This window comes from Amedibacillus dolichus DSM 3991 (genome assembly GCF_000154285.1).
Lineage (GTDB): Bacteria > Bacillota_I > Bacilli_A > Erysipelotrichales > Erysipelotrichaceae > Amedibacillus > Amedibacillus dolichus.
In genome coordinates, this window is sequence record NZ_DS483474.1 from 291,461 (window position 1) to 309,347 (window position 17,887).

18 protein-coding genes are annotated in these 17,887 nt (G+C 35.7%); 16 read left to right on the forward strand and 2 right to left on the reverse strand.

The annotated features are described in order from the left end of the window. The first annotated feature begins 9 nt into the window (after positions 1-9). From EUBDOL_RS04400 to EUBDOL_RS04470, 15 genes are all read left to right on the forward strand, one after another. The gene (locus tag EUBDOL_RS04400; protein WP_004798914.1) at positions 10-912 is read left to right on the forward strand and encodes an ABC transporter ATP-binding protein; all 903 of its coding nucleotides are present in this window, start codon (positions 10-12) and stop codon (positions 910-912) included. Further along, entirely contained in the window at positions 912-2,015 is a 1,104-nt protein-coding gene (locus tag EUBDOL_RS04405; protein WP_022421013.1) for an ABC transporter permease, read from the forward strand. Before EUBDOL_RS04400 ends, EUBDOL_RS04405 begins: the two co-directional genes overlap by 1 nt. 305 nt (positions 2,016-2,320) lie before the next feature. Further along, entirely contained in the window at positions 2,321-3,007 is a 687-nt protein-coding gene (locus tag EUBDOL_RS04410; RefSeq protein ID WP_040463065.1) for a LytTR family DNA-binding domain-containing protein, read from the forward strand. 1,047 nt (positions 3,008-4,054) lie between these two features. Beyond that, a complete protein-coding gene (rsmG, locus tag EUBDOL_RS04415) occupies positions 4,055-4,765 on the forward strand; it encodes a 16S rRNA (guanine(527)-N(7))-methyltransferase RsmG (protein ID WP_004798923.1) in 711 nt (236 codons plus the stop codon). Positions 4,766-4,776: 11 nt separating this feature from the next. Continuing rightward, positions 4,777-5,541: a nucleoid occlusion protein gene (noc, locus tag EUBDOL_RS04420; RefSeq protein WP_004798926.1), complete on the forward strand. Its 765-nt coding sequence runs from the start codon at positions 4,777-4,779 to the stop codon at positions 5,539-5,541. A 14-nt stretch (positions 5,542-5,555) separates the two neighbouring features. Then, complete coding sequence (locus EUBDOL_RS04425; RefSeq protein WP_022421008.1) at positions 5,556-6,332, forward strand: ParA family protein; 777 nt, start codon at positions 5,556-5,558, stop codon at positions 6,330-6,332. An 11-nt stretch (positions 6,333-6,343) separates the two neighbouring features. Then, positions 6,344-7,231, forward strand: coding sequence for a ParB/RepB/Spo0J family partition protein (locus EUBDOL_RS04430; RefSeq protein WP_004798929.1), 888 nt, complete (start codon positions 6,344-6,346; stop codon positions 7,229-7,231). Then, on the forward strand, positions 7,231-7,527 hold the full coding sequence (locus EUBDOL_RS04435; protein WP_004798931.1) for a hypothetical protein: 297 nt from the start codon (positions 7,231-7,233) through the stop codon (positions 7,525-7,527). Before EUBDOL_RS04430 ends, EUBDOL_RS04435 begins: the two co-directional genes overlap by 1 nt. A gap of 232 nt (positions 7,528-7,759) precedes the next feature. Next, positions 7,760-8,242, forward strand: coding sequence for a PTS sugar transporter subunit IIA (locus tag EUBDOL_RS04440; protein ID WP_004798932.1), 483 nt, complete (start codon positions 7,760-7,762; stop codon positions 8,240-8,242). A 9-nt stretch (positions 8,243-8,251) separates the two neighbouring features. Continuing rightward, the gene (locus EUBDOL_RS04445; protein WP_004798934.1) at positions 8,252-9,073 is read left to right on the forward strand and encodes a PRD domain-containing protein; all 822 of its coding nucleotides are present in this window, start codon (positions 8,252-8,254) and stop codon (positions 9,071-9,073) included. A gap of 94 nt (positions 9,074-9,167) precedes the next feature. Beyond that, positions 9,168-10,565 carry a PTS transporter subunit EIIC gene (locus EUBDOL_RS04450; protein ID WP_004798936.1) on the forward strand — a complete coding sequence of 466 codons (1,398 nt, stop codon included), beginning with the start codon at positions 9,168-9,170 and terminating at the stop codon, positions 10,563-10,565. A 55-nt stretch (positions 10,566-10,620) separates the two neighbouring features. Further along, complete coding sequence (locus tag EUBDOL_RS04455; RefSeq protein WP_004797996.1) at positions 10,621-11,508, forward strand: alpha/beta hydrolase; 888 nt, start codon at positions 10,621-10,623, stop codon at positions 11,506-11,508. A 1-nt stretch (position 11,509) separates the two neighbouring features. Next, on the forward strand, positions 11,510-12,406 hold the full coding sequence (locus tag EUBDOL_RS04460) for an alpha/beta hydrolase (protein WP_004797997.1): 897 nt from the start codon (positions 11,510-11,512) through the stop codon (positions 12,404-12,406). A gap of 1 nt (position 12,407) precedes the next feature. Then, positions 12,408-13,715 carry a glycoside hydrolase family 32 protein gene (locus EUBDOL_RS04465; RefSeq protein WP_004797999.1) on the forward strand — a complete coding sequence of 436 codons (1,308 nt, stop codon included), beginning with the start codon at positions 12,408-12,410 and terminating at the stop codon, positions 13,713-13,715. Beyond that, a complete protein-coding gene (locus EUBDOL_RS04470) occupies positions 13,712-14,662 on the forward strand; it encodes a carbohydrate kinase family protein (protein WP_004798001.1) in 951 nt (316 codons plus the stop codon). The genes EUBDOL_RS04465 and EUBDOL_RS04470 overlap by 4 nt, the downstream gene beginning before the upstream one ends. Positions 14,663-14,794: 132 nt before the next feature. On the opposite strand, the gene EUBDOL_RS04475 is transcribed toward EUBDOL_RS04470, so the two are convergent. Both EUBDOL_RS04475 and EUBDOL_RS04480 read right to left on the reverse strand, forming a co-directional pair. Then, on the reverse strand, positions 14,795-15,322 hold the full coding sequence (locus tag EUBDOL_RS04475) for a DUF5662 family protein (protein ID WP_004798003.1): 528 nt from the start codon (positions 15,320-15,322) through the stop codon (positions 14,795-14,797). Between the two features lie 76 nt (positions 15,323-15,398). Then, on the reverse strand, positions 15,399-16,862 hold the full coding sequence (locus EUBDOL_RS04480; protein ID WP_004798938.1) for a sodium-dependent transporter: 1,464 nt from the start codon (positions 16,860-16,862) through the stop codon (positions 15,399-15,401). 148 nt (positions 16,863-17,010) lie between these two features. Between EUBDOL_RS04480 and EUBDOL_RS04485 the strand changes: the two genes are divergently transcribed. Further along, complete coding sequence (locus EUBDOL_RS04485; protein WP_004798940.1) at positions 17,011-17,880, forward strand: methionyl aminopeptidase; 870 nt, start codon at positions 17,011-17,013, stop codon at positions 17,878-17,880. Positions 17,881-17,887: the final 7 nt, after the last annotated feature.

Sequence of the window (17,887 nt, forward strand, 5' to 3'; positions counted from 1 at the left end):
GAGGATATCATGAAAACAATTGTGGAAGTAAATAATCTAACAAAGTTTTACGGAAAAAATAAGGTGCTATCAAATGTTACTTTGAAGATACAAGAAAAAGAGATTGTAGGTTTAATTGGTCCCAATGGTGCTGGGAAATCAACACTTATGAAATGTTTGACAAGCTTGGTGTTTTTTCAAGAAGGGGAAATTAAGATTTGTGGATATGATATACAAAAGCAACGTGAACATGCGCTTTCCGTTCAATCCTCATTGATTGAAATGCCAGGAATGTATCCAAATATGTCAGGAGATGCAAATCTTACCTATTTTGCGAAACTCAGAGGCTGTAGTGAGGAGCAGTATCAATTTGTAAAGGAATTTACAGGACTTGGCGATGCTTTAAAAAAGAAAACAAAGGAATATTCTTTAGGAATGAAACAGCGTCTGGGTTTAGGAATTGCGTTGTTGTCAGAGCCGAAATTTTTAATCCTGGACGAGCCGATGAACGGTTTAGATCCCGATGGTGTCATTTCTTTGCGTGAAAGCCTGAAATATCTTGTTGAGGAAAAGAAAATGAGCATTCTTATTTCTTCCCATCAATTGGGAGAAATTGAAAAAATGGCATCAAGAGTTATTTTCTTGAACCATGGGGAAGTGGCAGATTATAATGAAGCACTTGTGCAAAAGAAGTTTTATATCTTAGAATCAAAGCAAATAGATGCACTTATTCAAACTTTGGCAAATAGGGAAACAAGCTGTCAATATCAGAAGATAGGAGAGTATCAAATACTATTGGAAACAAGTGGACTGAATGTTCTGCAGAAAGTGTTGGTTGAAGCGGAAAAGCAAGGTATAGAGATTAGTGATATTTATAAAAAGACTGCAAATATCGAAGATATTTACCGTCAGATTTTTAAAGGAGAAGCATGATGAGATATTTTTTTATTGAGCTAAAAAGACATCTTGCGAGTAAATTTACTATCATCATTTTTTTAAGTATGACGATCTTTCTTCTTTTGCATATTCCTTTCCATATGTGGAAAGCACAGAAATATATTGAGAATACAAGAATAAAGATATATACTATTGCCGATAGTGCAGAATCCTATAAAGAAATGACACAAACTAAGGAAGATCGCACCTTTTATCATGAAGAATTTGAAGATTATTACTTTCTCTATCAGGTTTATAATTCCAAGCAGTATGAACAAAATGTTTCAATTAAGACAAATACAGAATATGATATATTAAAGAGAGAGCTCTTGCGCGCCGAACAAGGGAAGGATTTACTTTCACCCAAAACAGTGAAAGAAATTAAACAAGAAATGAAATGGTATGAAGCTTTAGAAGCAAAAAAATATATTCCTTATGCGACACCTTATGATAATCAAACCTTCAATTTCTTATATTTAATTATGAATGATACGATTTCAGTCATTATTCTTCTTCTTTTAGCATTAAGTATAATTCCGATGATCGTTTGCTCGGACTTTGAGGTACACACATATAAATATGTATATACGAGTAAAGCATCAAGAGCAACTATCATGCTTACCAAGTTTGGAATTTCTGTGATTCTTCCACTTGCCATGCTTTTATTATCGGTTGGAATAACATCGCTTGTTACGGGAGCAGTCTTTGGCTTAGGAATAAGTGATTACCCATATTTATTGAGCAATGGTATGCTTATAACAGCAGATAGTTATTTATTTGAGAGTATCAAGCTATTCGCAGCTGTCTTATTTTTCTTTGCCTCTATTCTTTTTGCATTATCCTATATATGTAAAAAGCAGGTAGATGCGATTACTTATTTTAGTTTATTTATCGCAATAACCTATGTCTTTCTAACCTATCGTATTACTTTGAGCTTTTTTCGCTATATTCCGATTTTTTATCTGAATGTAGAAAATATTTTGACAAATGCATTGGGTATTTCAATTCATGAAGCAATTATTTATTGCATTAGTTTTGGAATGATAGTAGTTTTGATGGTTGTGTTATATTATCGAAAAAAGGATTTGCTTGTTGAATAGTAAGCGGCTATGGATACCTTTTTTAGCAAGAGAATATCACATTGATTAAAGAGAAAAGCTTAGATTACACAGATATGGAATACTTTGAGTCCTTAGACGATTACAAAAAGCGTTGTATCAATCCGTATTTTAATTAAATAATAGAAATACAAAGCATTCTTTTGCAGGATAAGAGAATGCTTTGTTTTATAAGTTAGTAAGCACGAAGGGTTGTGATAGTAACAACAAAGCTTTCATAAAGTATGCTTATAGCGTATAATAAAGATAATATTTTTACTATATATGTAGATGACAGGAGTGATTATATGCTGCGAGTGGCAATTCTGGAAACCGAAGAAGTTGCAAAAGACATTATGTTTGAATTAGCATCTGCTCATCAGAAACAGGAATTTGCTTTTCATGCATTTAGAAAAATATCAGAGCTGGCAACTGCGCAGGAGGAAAAAGAATTTCATATCATTGTTTTTCATCAAAAATTCGAGATTCCGCGTATTACACAATCCTTTGTTTTAAACAACCCTCAGCGCATTGTTATATATATGAAAGAGGAGCTGACGGAATGTGAGAAAATCATTCTGCCATTTGCTCGTATTTTTTATCTTAATAAGCATCATATAAAGGAAGAAATTGCACGTATTATGCCACATGTTGAACGTATGCTTAGTAATCAAGAGGAGTATATGTTTGCCTATAACAATGTGGAAATACCACTGCGCATTGCGGATATTCTTTATATTGAAAAGGAGGATAAGTTTTTGGTTTATCATACCAAGCGAGGAGAGTTTCGTGAACGAAAGAGCATGAAGGTGGCAAGTCATGATTTTGCGAAAAATAACTTTCTATGGATTCATGCCAGCTATCTTGTGAATATGCAGCATATTACGCAAATGACACCTGATACGGTATATTTACAAAAGATAAAATTACCGATTGCAAGAGCGAGAAAAAACGAGGTAAGTGAACAAATACGGAAGTATGTACGCCTGAGATAACCGATTTTTCCAAAAATATACCAATTCTTCCATAACGCTTTACAATTTCAAATGATGGACTATAATAAAGGTGTAAAGAAAGAGAGCGGTGAGAAAATGGGAAGTTTTAGAGGCTAGATTATTTCATTCATACGTGAAAGCATTTCTTGTAAAGGAATGAATGAAAGGGAAATAATCATAATAATAGCGGACCATAAAACATACGGTGTGGAAACCATCGAAGTGAAGATGCCTAAAGAAAAGTCGGTGAAAGAGGCTCATGTATTAGGAAGCAAAGCCATATCGATCAAATGATGAAAATACATCTAGCGACTGTTGGGAAAGACAAAAGGAAGTGATATCTGGTGAGGAATTGCTAACTAGGTAAAGGAAAGACAGAAGCTAATGTTGAAAGTCATTCGTATAACCGATGAAAAAACAAAATACAAGTAATCGAAAAATACAAAATATTAGAAATACATACAATCGGTTATCATAGAGATGAGTTCATAGATATTTCAGATGAAGAAAGGAAAATAGGCGAGTGAACCTGTAACATACAAATGTAAAAAAATTGTCTGAAATAATCGTCATAAGATAGATAAAGGTATCCGATGTATTGCAATCCGATGAGATATCGCATGCAAAGATAAGGATATTGTTGGTAAAATTGAATAGCATAAACAAGCGAGGCAGAAATGGATTAGACAAATGCCTCGCTATTTTTGAATGAATATTGAAATTTGTGTTATGAAAGCTCAAGTACCATAAAATTTATAAGAGATAATAAACACAAAGATAAGGGAATATGCAATAAGCTTGCTTTTAACTATCTTTTTTAGGTTATCTTCGTCGTTTGCATTTTTGGCAGCAGCGGCTTGGATATATTAACAATACATATACCAAATAGGCGATAATCAAAGCGAAAAGAAAGAAAAACATCTACTCACCCCTTTCTTTACTATGTAAAAATGATTGTAATGTATGGGGTGATGTAGGGGAAAAACAAAAGTAAATATTCATTTCAAAGGGTAAGTTTGGTATAATATAAAATACTGGAGGGATATCATGACAAAGCAGTTTTATAAACAGGATTTTTTTGATGCGTTGGGCAAGCAAGGAATTGTATTAAATGATCAGCAGCAACAGCAGTTTGATGAGTATGCGCAGATGCTTGTGGAATGGAACAAAAAAATGAATTTAACCGCTATTACGGAAATTGATGAAATTTACGAAAAACATTTTTTGGATAGTCTGTTGCCCTCTTTTGATATGGAAATAAACGGAAGCTTTTGTGATGTGGGAGCGGGAGCCGGTTTTCCCAGTATCCCATTAAAAATCGTATATCCGCAGCTAAAGGTTACAATCGTAGAAACCTTGGGAAAGCGAATCACTTTTTTAAATGCCTTATGTGAAAAACTGGGGTTGAAGGACGTAGTGCTTGTGCATGCACGAGCGGAGGATTATGCCAAGGAGCATCGGGAAAGCTTTGATATCGTAAGTGCCAGAGCTGTAGCGAATTTGCCAATGTTATCAGAGCTGTGTATTCCCTTGGTAAAGCTGAATGGGACGTTTTTAGCGCTCAAGGGTGCAAACGGCGATGAGGAATATGAAAATGCCAAGCATGCAATCGAGATTCTCGGCTGTAGACTGGCACAGCGTGATGAAAAAACCTTGAGCGATGGTTCAAAGCGTATCAACTTTGGATTTGCGAAGGTTAAGAAAACACCGAAATGCTATCCAAGAGCATTTGCGAAGATAAAGAAGAACCCTTTATAAAGGAGAGTAGTATGAGAGAAACGAAAATGGTTACCATTGATCAGATAGAACCTAATCCCTATCAGCCACGTATCGAATTTAACGATGAAGCACTAATGGAGTTAGCCCAATCCATTCGTGAAAATGGTTTGATTCAACCGATTAGTGTACGTAAAACAGAGAACGGCTATCAGATCATTGCCGGTGAGCGAAGATATCGTGCGATGAAGATGAATGGTATGGTGGAAGTACCGGTCGTAATTATGGACGCCAATGATATTCAAATGGCGGAGATGGCACTTGTAGAGAATATTCAGCGTGAAAATCTAAGTGCGATCGAAGAAGCAAAATCTTATGTCGATATTATGCGTTTTACCGGTGTCAATCAATCGGAGCTGGCTTTGCGAGTAGGAAAATCACAGTCGGCGATTGCGAATAAGATTCGCCTTTTGCAGCTTGATGAAAACATACAAAATGCAGTATCCGCACATCAGATCACAGAGCGTCATGCACGTGCGCTGTTGGGCTTGGATAGTGATAAGCAGCAAAAGATGTTAGATACGATTGTGAAAAAGGGCTTAAATGTTTCACAGACGGAAAAGGCTGTAAAGCAAGAAAAGCTACCAAAAGAAGAAAAGAAAAAGGTGATGCTGAAGGGTATCAGTAAGAATGTAAAGATTGCCGTTAATACGATTCATCAGGCAGTAGCAATGGTAAAGCGTGCCGGTGTCGATGCAAAGGTATCACAGGAAGAGCTTGAAGATGATGTGATCATCACCATTCGCATACCGAAGTAGAAAGGACGATGAAGATGGGAAAAATAATTGCAGTATCCAATCAGAAGGGCGGTGTCGGAAAAACAACAACCTCCATCAATTTGGCAGCCGGCTTAGGCTATTTGGGAAACCGTGTTTTATTGGTGGACTTTGATCCACAGGGAAACGCTACACAAGGAGTAGGCGCTGAGGTTGGTGATGACAAGCTATCTGTTTATAATCTGATCATGGAGGATTATGAGGTAAGCGATATTTGTAAAAAGCTATCCTCTCCGCCGATTGATATCGTTCCTGCCAATATCGCACTTGCCGGTGCAGACTTGCAAATGGTGAAATTTGAAGCCGGTAAGGAAGAGCTGTTGAAAAATAAGCTAGATAAGGTAAAGGACGAATATGATTTCATCATCATCGACTGTCCGCCATCTCTTGGCTTATTGAACACCAATGCTTTAACCGCTGCCGATTCGGTCATTATTCCGGTGCAGTGTGAATATTATGCTTTAGAGGGTGTAACACAGCTGTTATTAACCATTCGTTTGGTACAGCAGCTATTCAATAAGAATTTGGTGATTGAAGGTGTTGTATTGACGATGTACGATGCGAGAACAAAGCTGAGCGTTGAGGTACAGCAGGAGGTACGCCGCCACTTTAAAGAAAGAGTATATAAGAACTACATACCCCGTAATGTTAAGTTGAGTGAAGCGCCATCAAGAGGAATGTCCGTATTTGAATATGATGTACGCTGCGAGGGCGCAAAGGCGTATGCCGGACTTGCCAGCGAGGTACAAAGAATGAATAAGAAAACAAAATAAGGAGGCTAGTTATGGCGAAGAAAGAAAGCAATCCAAGACTTGGAAAAGGATTATCTGCGATTTTCGGTGAAGATGTCAATTCCGTATTGGAGGATATCCAACAGGGAAAAAGCGAAGTACATAGCGATGCAAAATTTGAAGTCGCTGTCAGTGAAGTAAAGCCGAACCCATATCAGCCCCGCAAGGTTTTCGATGATGAAAAAATCCAAGAATTAGCACACTCCATTCAACAGCATGGAGTGTTTACTCCGATTTTGGTTAAGAAAACAATCAAGGGCTATGAACTGATTACCGGTGAGCGACGCTTGCGTGCCGCTAAGCTTGCGGGATTAAAAAACATACCGGCAATTTTAATGGATTTTGATGATCAGCAAATGATGGAAATTGCCTTGTTGGAAAATATACAACGTGAGGATTTGAATGCCATCGAGGAAGCACAGGGCTATGAAAAGCTGATTAAAAAGCTTGGCTATACCCAAGAGGAGCTTGCAAAGCGTATCGGAAAATCTCGAGAACATGTTGCGAATATGTTACGCTTACTAAGACTTCCAAAAAAGGTGCAGGAGCATGTAACAAATGGTGAATTAAGCATGGGACATGTACGTGCCTTGTTGGCATTGAATGATGAAAAGCAAATGGAAGAGGCAGCAAAAAAAGCTATCAAAGAGGGTATGAGTGTACGTGCTATTGAGGCGTATGTAAAGGCATTACAAACACCGAAGCCACAAACAGTAAAGAAAGAAAAAGATGTTAATCTAACCAGTGTGGAAAACCGCTTGCAAAATCGCTTTCAAACAAAAGTGCAGGTTAGTGAAAAGCAAATCACGATTCATTATAAAGGAAATAATGATTTGAACCGCATCTTAGAGCTATTAGGCGGAATAGAGGAAGAAGTATAATGAAACTGCATATCCTGCTTATCAGCCTAATCGTGATATTTTCGATCATGGCACTTGCGATTAAGAAATATCATGTCTTAGTGCTTGTACCGGGAGCAAAAAAGCATCGAGAAGAGATTGATATTCCCCTAATTTGCAAGCTTATGGGAAATCTGTATTTGTTAATTGCGGGAATGCTGTTGGTGTGTGAAATCGGAGAGTGGATCTATCCTGGATTTTTGAAAATTTTTATTTGGATAAGTGTCATACCGATTGCCGTATATGTTCGTTTAGCAATGAGTAAGATTATGAAATAACTAAAATAATCGTTGGTTTTATCTTATTAAAATGAACAATTAAGCAAACGAATAGCAGAATGAAATCGTTTTCGAAAAATATTGACATAACTATTCTTTTATGATTAAATTAAGTTGAAATCAATGAGAGTAACTCTTTTGAGGCTTAACCAGCGATTTATTCAATTACTATGTAGTAAGAAGATGGGGAGCAGAAAAAGAGTTTTTTTGTTTCTCACGATGGGAGCAAATGATGTTTGGATTTAAGAAAAAAGAAAGAATCGTCGAATTAGCATCTCCGGTGAATGGGAAGATGATTGATTTAAAAGAAGTACCTGATAAAGTTTTTGCTTCGGAAATGATGGGGCCGGGAGTCGCATTTATTTCAAATGACGGCAAGATTTATTCTCCATGTGATGGTGAGCTTATAACTGTGTTTCCAACGAAGCATGCAATTGGAATTAAAGCTAACAATGGAGCAGAAATTTTGATTCATTTTGGATTGGACACGATTCAATTAGAAGGCAAAGGTTTTAAACAGGTTGCAAAAGAAGGGCAAAGGCTAAAAAAAGGAGATCTTATTTTAGATGTGGATATTGTATTTCTTCAAAAAAAAGGATATGCAATAGAAACGCCTATGGTTATAACAAATTCAGATGAATTTTATGTGAAAGTAAATAAACTTGCAAATGTATCAACAAATACAGAAGTAGTGATTACCTTAGAAAAGAAGTAGTGATAGTATATGGAAGTAATAAAAAAATTAGGGAATAATGCAGCTATATGTAAAGATAATAGCGGAAGAGAATTGATTGCTATCGGATTAGGAATTGGTTTTCCTAAATGTCCGTATATATTGGAAGATTTAAGTAAGATTGATCGTACTTTCTATAACGTTGATAAAGAGTATTTGAATTTGTTTGAATATATTGATTCTGAAATTTTTAGTATTGCAGCAGATGTGATAGATTTAGCTACAACAATGTTAAGTGTACCATTAAAACATAATGCACAATATACATTGGCAGATCATTTGAATTTTGCAATTGAACGTATGGATAAAGGTATGATTTTTTCAACCCCGATTTCAAATGAATTGAGAGATTTATATCCGGTGGAAGTAAAGATTGCTAAATATACCTTAGGATTAATGAAAAAAAGACGGAATATTGATTTGCCAGAAGAAGAAATGTATGCAATCGCAATGAATATTATCAATTCAGAAGAAAATATAACAGTATCAGGTAATGTTAAGCTTAAATCAGAGTTTATACGTGAAGTTGTTCACGTAATAGAAGCGCAAATGAACGTTTCGATAGATATGCATTCATTCAATTATTCGAGATTTGCTTCACACATGCAGTATTTATTCAGAAGAAAAAACGAATGCACAGAAATAAGTAGTGCAAATAAAAAATTATTTGAAGTATTAAAAAATGAATACACAGAAACATATCAATGTGTATTATTGATTAAAAAACTGATTTTTGATAAATTTAATTGGAATATTGGCGATGAAGAAATTTTATATTTAATTCTTCACGTCAATAGATTATGTTCACATTAGGGTGTTACGATAGAATCGGCATAACCTTTACATAATTTGCATCTATAAGTGCATATTGCGTAAAGGTTTTTGTTTTATGAGAGGATAAAGAGATATGAAAAAAGAAAAAGCTATACAAATTGCAGAAAATGTTTTAAAACAAATAGGTGGAAAGGATAATGTATCTAAAGTATTACATTGTCAAACACGTTTACGATTTAACTTGAAAGATGAGAGTATTGCAGATGATGCGAAGATTGAAGCAATTACTGGTGTATTAGGTGTAGTACGTGCAGGTGGTCAGCTACAAGTTGTTGTTGGGACAGAAGTAAAAGATGTTTATAGAGAAATTTGTGAAATAGGAAATTTTGAAAATACAGATAAAGACATTGTTCCGGTAAAGAAAGAAAAAATCACTATCAAATCAATAGGAAATGGGATTTTAGATGCCATTTCCGGAAGTATGGGTCCAGCTATTCCAGCAATTGTGGCATCTGCATTCTTTAAAATGCTTGTTGCTGTATTGGGGCCAGATGTATTAGATGTATTACATGAAGGAAATGATTTATACACATTATTCACATTTGTAGGAGATGCAGCATTTTATTTCTTCCCGGTAATTGTTGGTTATACGAGTGCAAAGAAATTTAATTTGAATCCGGTACTAGGTATTTTAATGGGGGCTATTCTAATCCACCCGACATTTGTAGGTTTAGTTGGAAAAGAATTTACAGTTTATGGAATCCCATGCAATGTTCAAAGCTATGCTAGTTCAATTGTACCAATCATTTTATCAAATTGGGTAATGTCATATATTGCTCATTTCTTTGATCGTATCATTCCCGGATCTATTCGTTCCGTATTCTCACCGGCATTTACCCTTGCTGCTATGTTACCAATTGCATTATGTGTGTTTGGACCAGCAGGAGCGTTTATTGGGGAATATGTAGTAGCTGCATTATTCTCATTAGAAGGTATTGCTGGATTTATTGGTATTGGGTTAATCGCTGCTTTATATCCTGTTTTGGTAATGACCGGTATGCACATGGTATTGATTACAACGTTGTTCCAGATCTTTGCTACCAAGGGATTTGATGGTTTTGCAGCAGTTGCAGTTTCTGTTTCTAGTTTTTCAATTATGGGTGTTGGCATCGGTGCCTTCTTACGTTTGAAAAATAAAGAACAGAAAGCACTTGCGTTATCTTATGGAATTACCGCAATTGTTGCTGGAACATCTGAACCGACAATTTATGGTATATGCACAAAATACAAGAAACCATTCATTGGTCTGTTAGCCGGAGGATTCTTAGGTGGTGCATACGCAGGATTAACCGGAGTTATTGATGCTACTCTTGTTCCATCTTCCAATATATTTGCGGCATTATGTTTCCTTGGTAAATCACAAGCTAATGTGGTTAATGGGATTATTGCATGTGTAATTGCATTTGTAGCAACAGCCGTATTTGTATATTTCTTTGGTTTTGATAAAAACGAAAAAGATATTCAAGGTTAATATAGAAAACGAGGGGAATAGCTCCCCTCAAGTCATTTAATAAAGAGGTGTTTATATGATAAATTCAAAAATTTATTTGCCTAGTGGAGCATATTTTGATACATATATCATGGATTCAGAAATAAACTATCGTGAATTTAGAAAAAGACCTGCTATTATAGTTGCACCAGGTGGTGCGTATGCAATTCATGCTACGAAAGAAGGGGAACCTATTGCGCTTGAATTCATGAAAATGGGATACCAAATGTTTGTATTAAAATATTCTGTTGGTTCGGATCGTGAACATCCAGAAAAAGGTATTTTAAAAGCTGCAAAGTATCCGCTCCAAGTTGTTGAGATGTTTGAAACATTACATATCATAAAACAAAATGCAGAACAATGGAAAATTGATGTGAATCGTATATTTATGATGGGATTTTCAGCTGGAGGTCATGTTTGCGCATCTTGCGGGGTTCGTTGGAATGATCCTAGTATCATAAAAGAATTAAGTTTTAAACCGAAAGAAAACGAATTAAAAGCAAAGGGAATTATATTGGGTTATCCTTTCTTAAGACCGAATAGTGAAGAATTTATGGTGCAACACAAGTTAGAAAGTGTAAAGAAAGTCCAAAAGATAATGAATTATGTCTTATATCAAACGAATACACCTTTATTGGAACAAATATATAAAGTGGATTTATTAAACTATATTTCAACAGATACTGTACCAATGTTCATTTGGCATTCTATAGATGATCCGGTTGTTGATTCTCGAAATTCTACGAAATTCATCGCAAAATTATTAGAATTTGATGTGCAAGTAGAATATCATTTATTTGGTCATGGTGAACATGGAAAAGCGTTGGATAATAGGTTGACTCATATAGATGATGAGATTGATTGTCATTTGAATCAATGGGTATTTTTGGCAGATTATTGGATGAACAGGATGGGAAGAAAGTAATATGATGAGAAAAGAAGATTATACAATTTTTGAATATCGTATGGGAAAAGAAATTAAATATGCAGATATGATACACGAAGAACGGTTACATGGAAAATTTGAAAAAATTTGTGTAAAGACAGAAACTGCTGGATATGTAGATATATCTATTTATAGACCACTGAATTGGAATGGAAAAACGCCATTGAAAGCTGTATTCAATTTTCATGGAGGAGGAAATGTTTTAGGATACTATGAGCAAGATGGAAAATACTGTCGGAAATTAGCAGATTTAACAAATTGTGCTATTTTGAATGTAGATTATGTTTTAGCACCGGAATTTAAGTATCCCAAACCGTTATTTTCAAGCTATGAGGCAATAGTGGAAGTTCTGAAACGCAACGAAGAATTATTGCTTGATAAAGAAAATGTTATGGTCATGGGACATAGCGCAGGCGGATATATTTCAGCATGCTTATCTTTAATCGATCGTGATAGAAAAGAAATCGGAATTAAGGGTGCTATTTTAGATTATCCTCCTCTACGACAAGAGATAAGCGCAGATCTTCGAAAGGTACAAGATCCGTCCAAAGCAATTTCAGAAAATAGAATGCTGCAATATATCAATTGGTACTATAATAGTTTTGATGAGTTAGATGAAGAATTAGCATCGCCATTGTTGGCAGATCTTCATAATTTACCTAAAATGTTAGTGATAAGCGCGGAATTTGATTCATTAAAAAATGAAGAAAAAGCTTTCGCGGAAAAAATGAAACTAGCTGGCGGTGATGTAAAATATATCGAATATTCTTCTTGTCGTCATGGTTTTACACATGAATGCTTTGATGAGTATATGCCACAAGAAGCAGAGGAAGCATGGTGTGTAATGGCTGATTTTATTAAGGAGATTCTAGAATGATATGGCAGCCAAAAAACTAAATTATCATTTGATGCCTAGAAAAGGTTGGTTAAACGATCCCAATGGGTTAGTTTTCTTTCATGGCAGGTATCATATATTTTATCAAGCTGACGAAGATGACTTACAAGGACGTATGAATAAAGCTTGGGGACATTATTCAACCACTGATTTTGTAACATATACAAGGCATGAGCTGGCTATTTTACCAGATTCTGAATATGATATGAACGGAGCTTATTCAGGGAGTGCAATCATTAAAGAAGATACATTGTATTTGTTTTATACGGGAAATGTACGATATGCAGGAAATCATGATTATATACACTCGGGAAGAGAACAAAATTTAATTTGTGTAGAAAGTAAAGATGGATTCAATTTTAAAAACAAGCGCTGTCTTTTATCGAATAAAGATTATCCAAGAGATTGCACGAAGCATGTGAGAGATCCTAAATTATTTATTTCAGAGGGGAATTATCATCTTTTATTAGGGGCACGTTTGCATGATGATACAAGCTGTGTTTTAGAATATATTAGTAAGGATCTTAATTCGTGGAAATACTTTCAACGATATACTCCTAAAAAAGATGTAGGGTATATGATTGAATGTCCTGATTTACTTAAAAATGAAAGCAATAGTTTTATTATGTGTTGTCCACAAGGCTTTGTTAAAGAGCAAGAGATATTTAAAAATGTTTATGATTGTGGGTACTATAAAATTAAGGGGAAAGATTTAGTTGAATATCAAGCTTTAGATTACGGGTTCGATTTTTATGCTCCGCAAACATTTTATAATTCAAAACGATTGATTATGATGGCGTGGATAGGAATGCCGGATAATGAATATCTTGATATATATGATGATTGGAATCAAACATTAAGTATGCCAAGGCAAATAGAATTTAAGGAAGGTAGAATGATACAAAAACCGATTGATGAAATATTAAGCTTGCGAAAAGAGAAGAAGAAATATTGTCGCTCTTTTGCAATCTCGAAATCAAGCAATATTGAATTTGAAGCTGATAATGAATTTGTTTTGTCTTTAAATGATATAAAAATGGTATATAAGAAAAACGAATTATGTCTAGATCTTTCTAAATGTAACTGTAATAGAAATAAACGATATATTCAAAATATAAAAGTGAATAAAATGTCGATATTTATAGATGAGACGGTACTTGAGATTTTTATTAATGATGGAAGATATACTATGACTTCAAGGTTTTATGATTCCAATAATCAATTAAATATAAAAACAGAAGGCATTAAAGAGATGATAACTTATGAAATGAAGGGGGTTAAAATTTTATGAAAAAGCTGTTAGCTATTGGAGAAGCGCTGATTGATATGATTCCTTCAAATGTTGGAAAAATTATGAATGTAAACAGTTTTTCTCCGAAATTAGGTGGTGCTCCTTTGAATGTGTGTGGTGCATATTCAAAGCTTGGAGGAGTTAGCAATATTATTACAATGTTAGGAAACGATTCGTTTGGAGACAAAATTATTAAAGAATTGGAAGATTTTAATGTGCATGTAGATTATGTGAAAAGAACAGATTTGGCAAATACTTCTTTAGCGTTTGTGGCTTTAGATGAACAAGCGAATCGTGAATTTTCTTTTTATCGAAAAATGGGTGCGGATATGTTGTTGTCTGAAAAAGATATAAATCCAGAGTGGTTTTTAGATGCATACGCGTTACATTTTTGTTCCGTATCATTGGGGGAATTTCCAATGCGTAAAGCGCATGATCGGGCATTAGAAATTGCTAAAGAGAAGAATATTGTTATTTCATTTGACCCTAATGTCCGTTTACCGTTATTTGAAGATTATGGATATCTAAGAAAAACAATTAACGAATACATTAACTATGCAGATATATTAAAAATTAGTGATGAAGAAGTGGAATTTATCTTTGAAAGTAAAAATATTGAAGATGTTTTGGATTCTTTATTTGAAAAAGGCGTAAAGTTAATAATTTATACAGCAGGTAAAGAAGGAGCAACAGCATATACAAAACATGTAAAAGTTTATTCAGAAGGAAAAAGGGTTAAGGCAGTAGATACAACGGGAGCAGGAGATGGCTTTATTGGTTGTTTATTATATCAATTGGCAAAAGATAAAGTAGAATTAGAGGATCTTGAAAGGCTTAAAGAAAATCAATTAAAGCATTATCTGGATATCGCAAATAAATTTTGTGCAATTTCTGTTACAAAAGAAGGTGCCATAGCAAGTTATCCAACATTTGAAGAATTAAAATAAGAAATTTAGAATACTTTGAATGGTTAAAGCAAGTATAAAATCAAAATATAGTTACATCATAAATAATATTTTAAATAGTATATTTCGTAATAAATAAGCAGGCAATTCAACATACCTCTGTGAATTGCCCGCTTATTTATTTTTTAACAGCTCTTTGCGAATATAAGCAATCGTTTGATCCGTACCATGATCTCGTTGATAAATTAAAATATGTTCCAACAATGCTTTGGTGTTGGGGTGCATAAGAACATGGTGATAGCCACGCATAAAGTATTCATAAGCACTGCCATCATGATAAGCGTCCTTCATATAGATTTTGGAAGCAGCGGTACGATCACAATACATTTCGATAACATAATTTAAGGGCATTTCCAAAGGCTGAATTCCATCGGCAGCATTATCTAACCAATACTCCCAATGATGCTTATTTCTTCCTTTGTGATGCAGCCAGCCAAGCGAATACCCCTTGACTTCCTTTTCCCGATCGATCGGACTGCGATTGCCTTGATAATAACGAGCACCGGCGGAAAACTCCACCCAAGAATATTTGGATAAATCATGCAGAAGCCCTTGTTTATATAAACCACAGCGAAAGCAAAGCTTGGTTACCGCAATCTTATGCTTTGTAATGGTTTTTAAATGTCCCCATATATTTGCCATTCGCAACACCTCTCAATAATAATATTGTATCATGGATTATGAAAAGGACAAAAGAAAAGAGCCTATTGCTAAGCTCTTATTTTGCTTTTCTGCGATTGGCAACCCATGCCTGTATCGGAAAATACAAGACGATTGCCAAGATCACTGTCGCAAGAATGAAATTCAAAGGCCATGTAAATTTTTCGATGTAGCCTTGGAAGAAGATTACCAGAATGATTACCGGTAAAATATAGGCACAGTAGCTAAATAGTTTTGCCGGGAATTTTCTCCCTTTACCAGTATTCGCTTCGTTAATAAAGTTTTTCCAGCCCCAGCCATAGCGATGTGTACAAAACATTAGATACAGCAAGGAGCCAAGTGGAAGCAAGTTGTTGGAAACGATGAAATCTTCCAAATCTTGAATGGTTGTTCCAACACCGAGTGGCTGAATATCCGATAAGATATTAAAACCAAGAGCACAAGGAAGTGATAGTACAATAATCAATACAAAATTTACGAGAACGGCCTTTTTTCTTGTCCAACCGCTGTCCATGGCATAGGCAACGATATTTTCAAACACGGCGATAATGGTTGTAAGTGCCGCAAAAGACATAAACAAAAAGAATAAAAAGCCCCAAATACTTCCTCCTGCCATTGAATTAAATACATTTGGTAAGGTTACAAATACTAATCCCGGACCACTGTCAGCTGCCACTCCAAAGGAGAAGCAAGATGGGAAGATGATCAAGCCGGCAATAAAAGCAACCAAGGTATCTAAGATACAAACATTTAAGCTTTCCTGTGTTAAACGATGCTCTTTTCCGATATAAGAACCGAAGATTGCCAAAGAACCGATACCTAAGCTTAAGGTAAAGAAGGCTTGTCCCATTGCCGCAAATACTGCATTGCCAATCCCGTTTTCAATCATTTTATGGAAGTCGGGAACCAGATAAAACTTCAAGCCTTCCATTGCATTTGGTAAGGTAAAAGCACGAACGACAAGCACCAACATAACGATGAATAGACATGACATCATGTATTTCGATACCTTTTCAACTCCATTCTGCAAACCGCGGCTGCAAATGAAGAAACCGATGATGATGGTAGCTAGCATCCAAAAAATATTTTGCCACGGATCTGCCAACATGTTGCTAAAGGTTGCGCTGACTTCTTCCGTATGCAAAGAACCATTAAAGTGTCCGCTCAACATTTTGAAACAATAATTCAGCATCCAACCTCCGACTGTTGTGTAAAACATCATCAAAAGGTAGTTGCCTCCAATTGCAAAATATTTGATGCCATGCCACTTGGTTTTGGGTGGCTCTAAGACATCAAAAGATTGTGCCGATGATTTCTGTGAAGCACGTCCAACCGAAAATTCCATAACCATGATCGGTAAGCCGAGAATCACTAAAAAGATTAAATAGAGCAGTACAAATGCAGCTCCGCCGTATTGACCGGTGATATAGGGGAAACGCCATACATTTCCCAAACCTACGGCACAGCCTGCGCTAATTAACAAAAAGCCCAGACGCGACGAGAATTTCTCTCTGTTTTTCATATAAATCCCTCTTTCATTTGTTGATATTTTAGCGGATTTATAAGGAATTATCAACGTATATGACAGATAAAAAAAGAAAATAAGAGTCAAGATATGAAATTTTTAGGGAATAATGATATACTAAGGAAAGAAAACGAGGTGTATAGAAATGGAAATGGGTAGAAATACACGCTGCTGGTGTGGCAGTGGAAAAAAATATAAGCAATGTCATGAGAAGTTTGATGAAAGACTATCGCAAATGGCAAGAGAGGGGCATGTGATTCCCGATCGTTCCTTAATTAAAAACAAAGCGGATATTGAAGGCATTAAGAAAAGCGCTAAGATCAATACCGGTGTATTGGATCATGTCGCAAAGCATATTCATGCCGGTATGAGTACAGCAGAAATTGATCAGTTGGTGTATGATTATACGGTTTCTCACGGAGCGATTCCGGCACCGTTAAATTATATGGGGTTTCCGAAAAGTGTTTGTACTTCGATCAATGATGAGGTATGCCATGGGATTCCCGATGAAAATATCATCTTGCAAGAGGGGGATATCGTAAATGTCGATGTATCAACGATCTTTCATGGATACTACTCCGATGCTTCTCGTATGTTTATGATCGGTGAGGTAAGTGAGAATGCCCGCCGTCTTGTAGAGGTTACCAAGGAATGTTTGGAAATCGGTATTCAGGCAATCAAGCCTTGGGGACATGTAGGTGATATCGGTGCGGCGATTATGGCACATGCCAAGAAGAACGGATACAGTGTGGTTATTGACTTTGCAGGGCATGGGGTAGGTAAGGAGTTCCATGAGGACCCGATTGTTTCCCATGTTGGGAAAGCCGATACAGGCATGGTGTTAGCACCGGGCATGGTGTTAACTGTTGAGCCGATGATCAATGAAGGAGATTATCATTTATATATTGATGCGGATAATGGTTGGACAAGCTATACCGAAGATGGAAAGCTGTCTGCACAATGGGAGCATACCGTTTTGATTACCGAAAAGGGAGTCGAAATTTTAACATATTAAGGAGAAT

Bases quoted from the DNA above. Each gene is read 5' to 3' on its own strand.
- EUBDOL_RS04455 (WP_004797996.1), top strand. From the start codon at position 10,621: ATGATAAATTCAAAAATTTATTTGCCTAGTGGAGCATATTTTGATACA.
- rsmG (WP_004798923.1), top strand. From the start codon at position 4,055: ATGACAAAGCAGTTTTATAAACAGGATTTTTTTGATGCGTTGGGCAAG.
- EUBDOL_RS04475 (WP_004798003.1), bottom strand. From the start codon at position 15,322: ATGGCAAATATATGGGGACATTTAAAAACCATTACAAAGCATAAGATT.
- EUBDOL_RS04485 (WP_004798940.1), top strand. From the start codon at position 17,011: ATGGAAATGGGTAGAAATACACGCTGCTGGTGTGGCAGTGGAAAAAAA.
- EUBDOL_RS04425 (WP_022421008.1), top strand. From the start codon at position 5,556: ATGGGAAAAATAATTGCAGTATCCAATCAGAAGGGCGGTGTCGGAAAA.
- EUBDOL_RS04435 (WP_004798931.1), top strand. From the start codon at position 7,231: ATGAAACTGCATATCCTGCTTATCAGCCTAATCGTGATATTTTCGATC.
- EUBDOL_RS04405 (WP_022421013.1), top strand. From the start codon at position 912: ATGAGATATTTTTTTATTGAGCTAAAAAGACATCTTGCGAGTAAATTT.
- EUBDOL_RS04410 (WP_040463065.1), top strand. From the start codon at position 2,321: ATGCTGCGAGTGGCAATTCTGGAAACCGAAGAAGTTGCAAAAGACATT.
- noc (WP_004798926.1), top strand. From the start codon at position 4,777: ATGAGAGAAACGAAAATGGTTACCATTGATCAGATAGAACCTAATCCC.
- EUBDOL_RS04450 (WP_004798936.1), top strand. From the start codon at position 9,168: ATGAAAAAAGAAAAAGCTATACAAATTGCAGAAAATGTTTTAAAACAA.
- EUBDOL_RS04480 (WP_004798938.1), bottom strand. From the start codon at position 16,862: ATGAAAAACAGAGAGAAATTCTCGTCGCGTCTGGGCTTTTTGTTAATT.
- EUBDOL_RS04470 (WP_004798001.1), top strand. From the start codon at position 13,712: ATGAAAAAGCTGTTAGCTATTGGAGAAGCGCTGATTGATATGATTCCT.
- EUBDOL_RS04440 (WP_004798932.1), top strand. From the start codon at position 7,760: ATGTTTGGATTTAAGAAAAAAGAAAGAATCGTCGAATTAGCATCTCCG.
- EUBDOL_RS04460 (WP_004797997.1), top strand. From the start codon at position 11,510: ATGATGAGAAAAGAAGATTATACAATTTTTGAATATCGTATGGGAAAA.
- EUBDOL_RS04445 (WP_004798934.1), top strand. From the start codon at position 8,252: ATGGAAGTAATAAAAAAATTAGGGAATAATGCAGCTATATGTAAAGAT.
- EUBDOL_RS04400 (WP_004798914.1), top strand. From the start codon at position 10: ATGAAAACAATTGTGGAAGTAAATAATCTAACAAAGTTTTACGGAAAA.
- EUBDOL_RS04430 (WP_004798929.1), top strand. From the start codon at position 6,344: ATGGCGAAGAAAGAAAGCAATCCAAGACTTGGAAAAGGATTATCTGCG.
- EUBDOL_RS04465 (WP_004797999.1), top strand. From the start codon at position 12,408: ATGGCAGCCAAAAAACTAAATTATCATTTGATGCCTAGAAAAGGTTGG.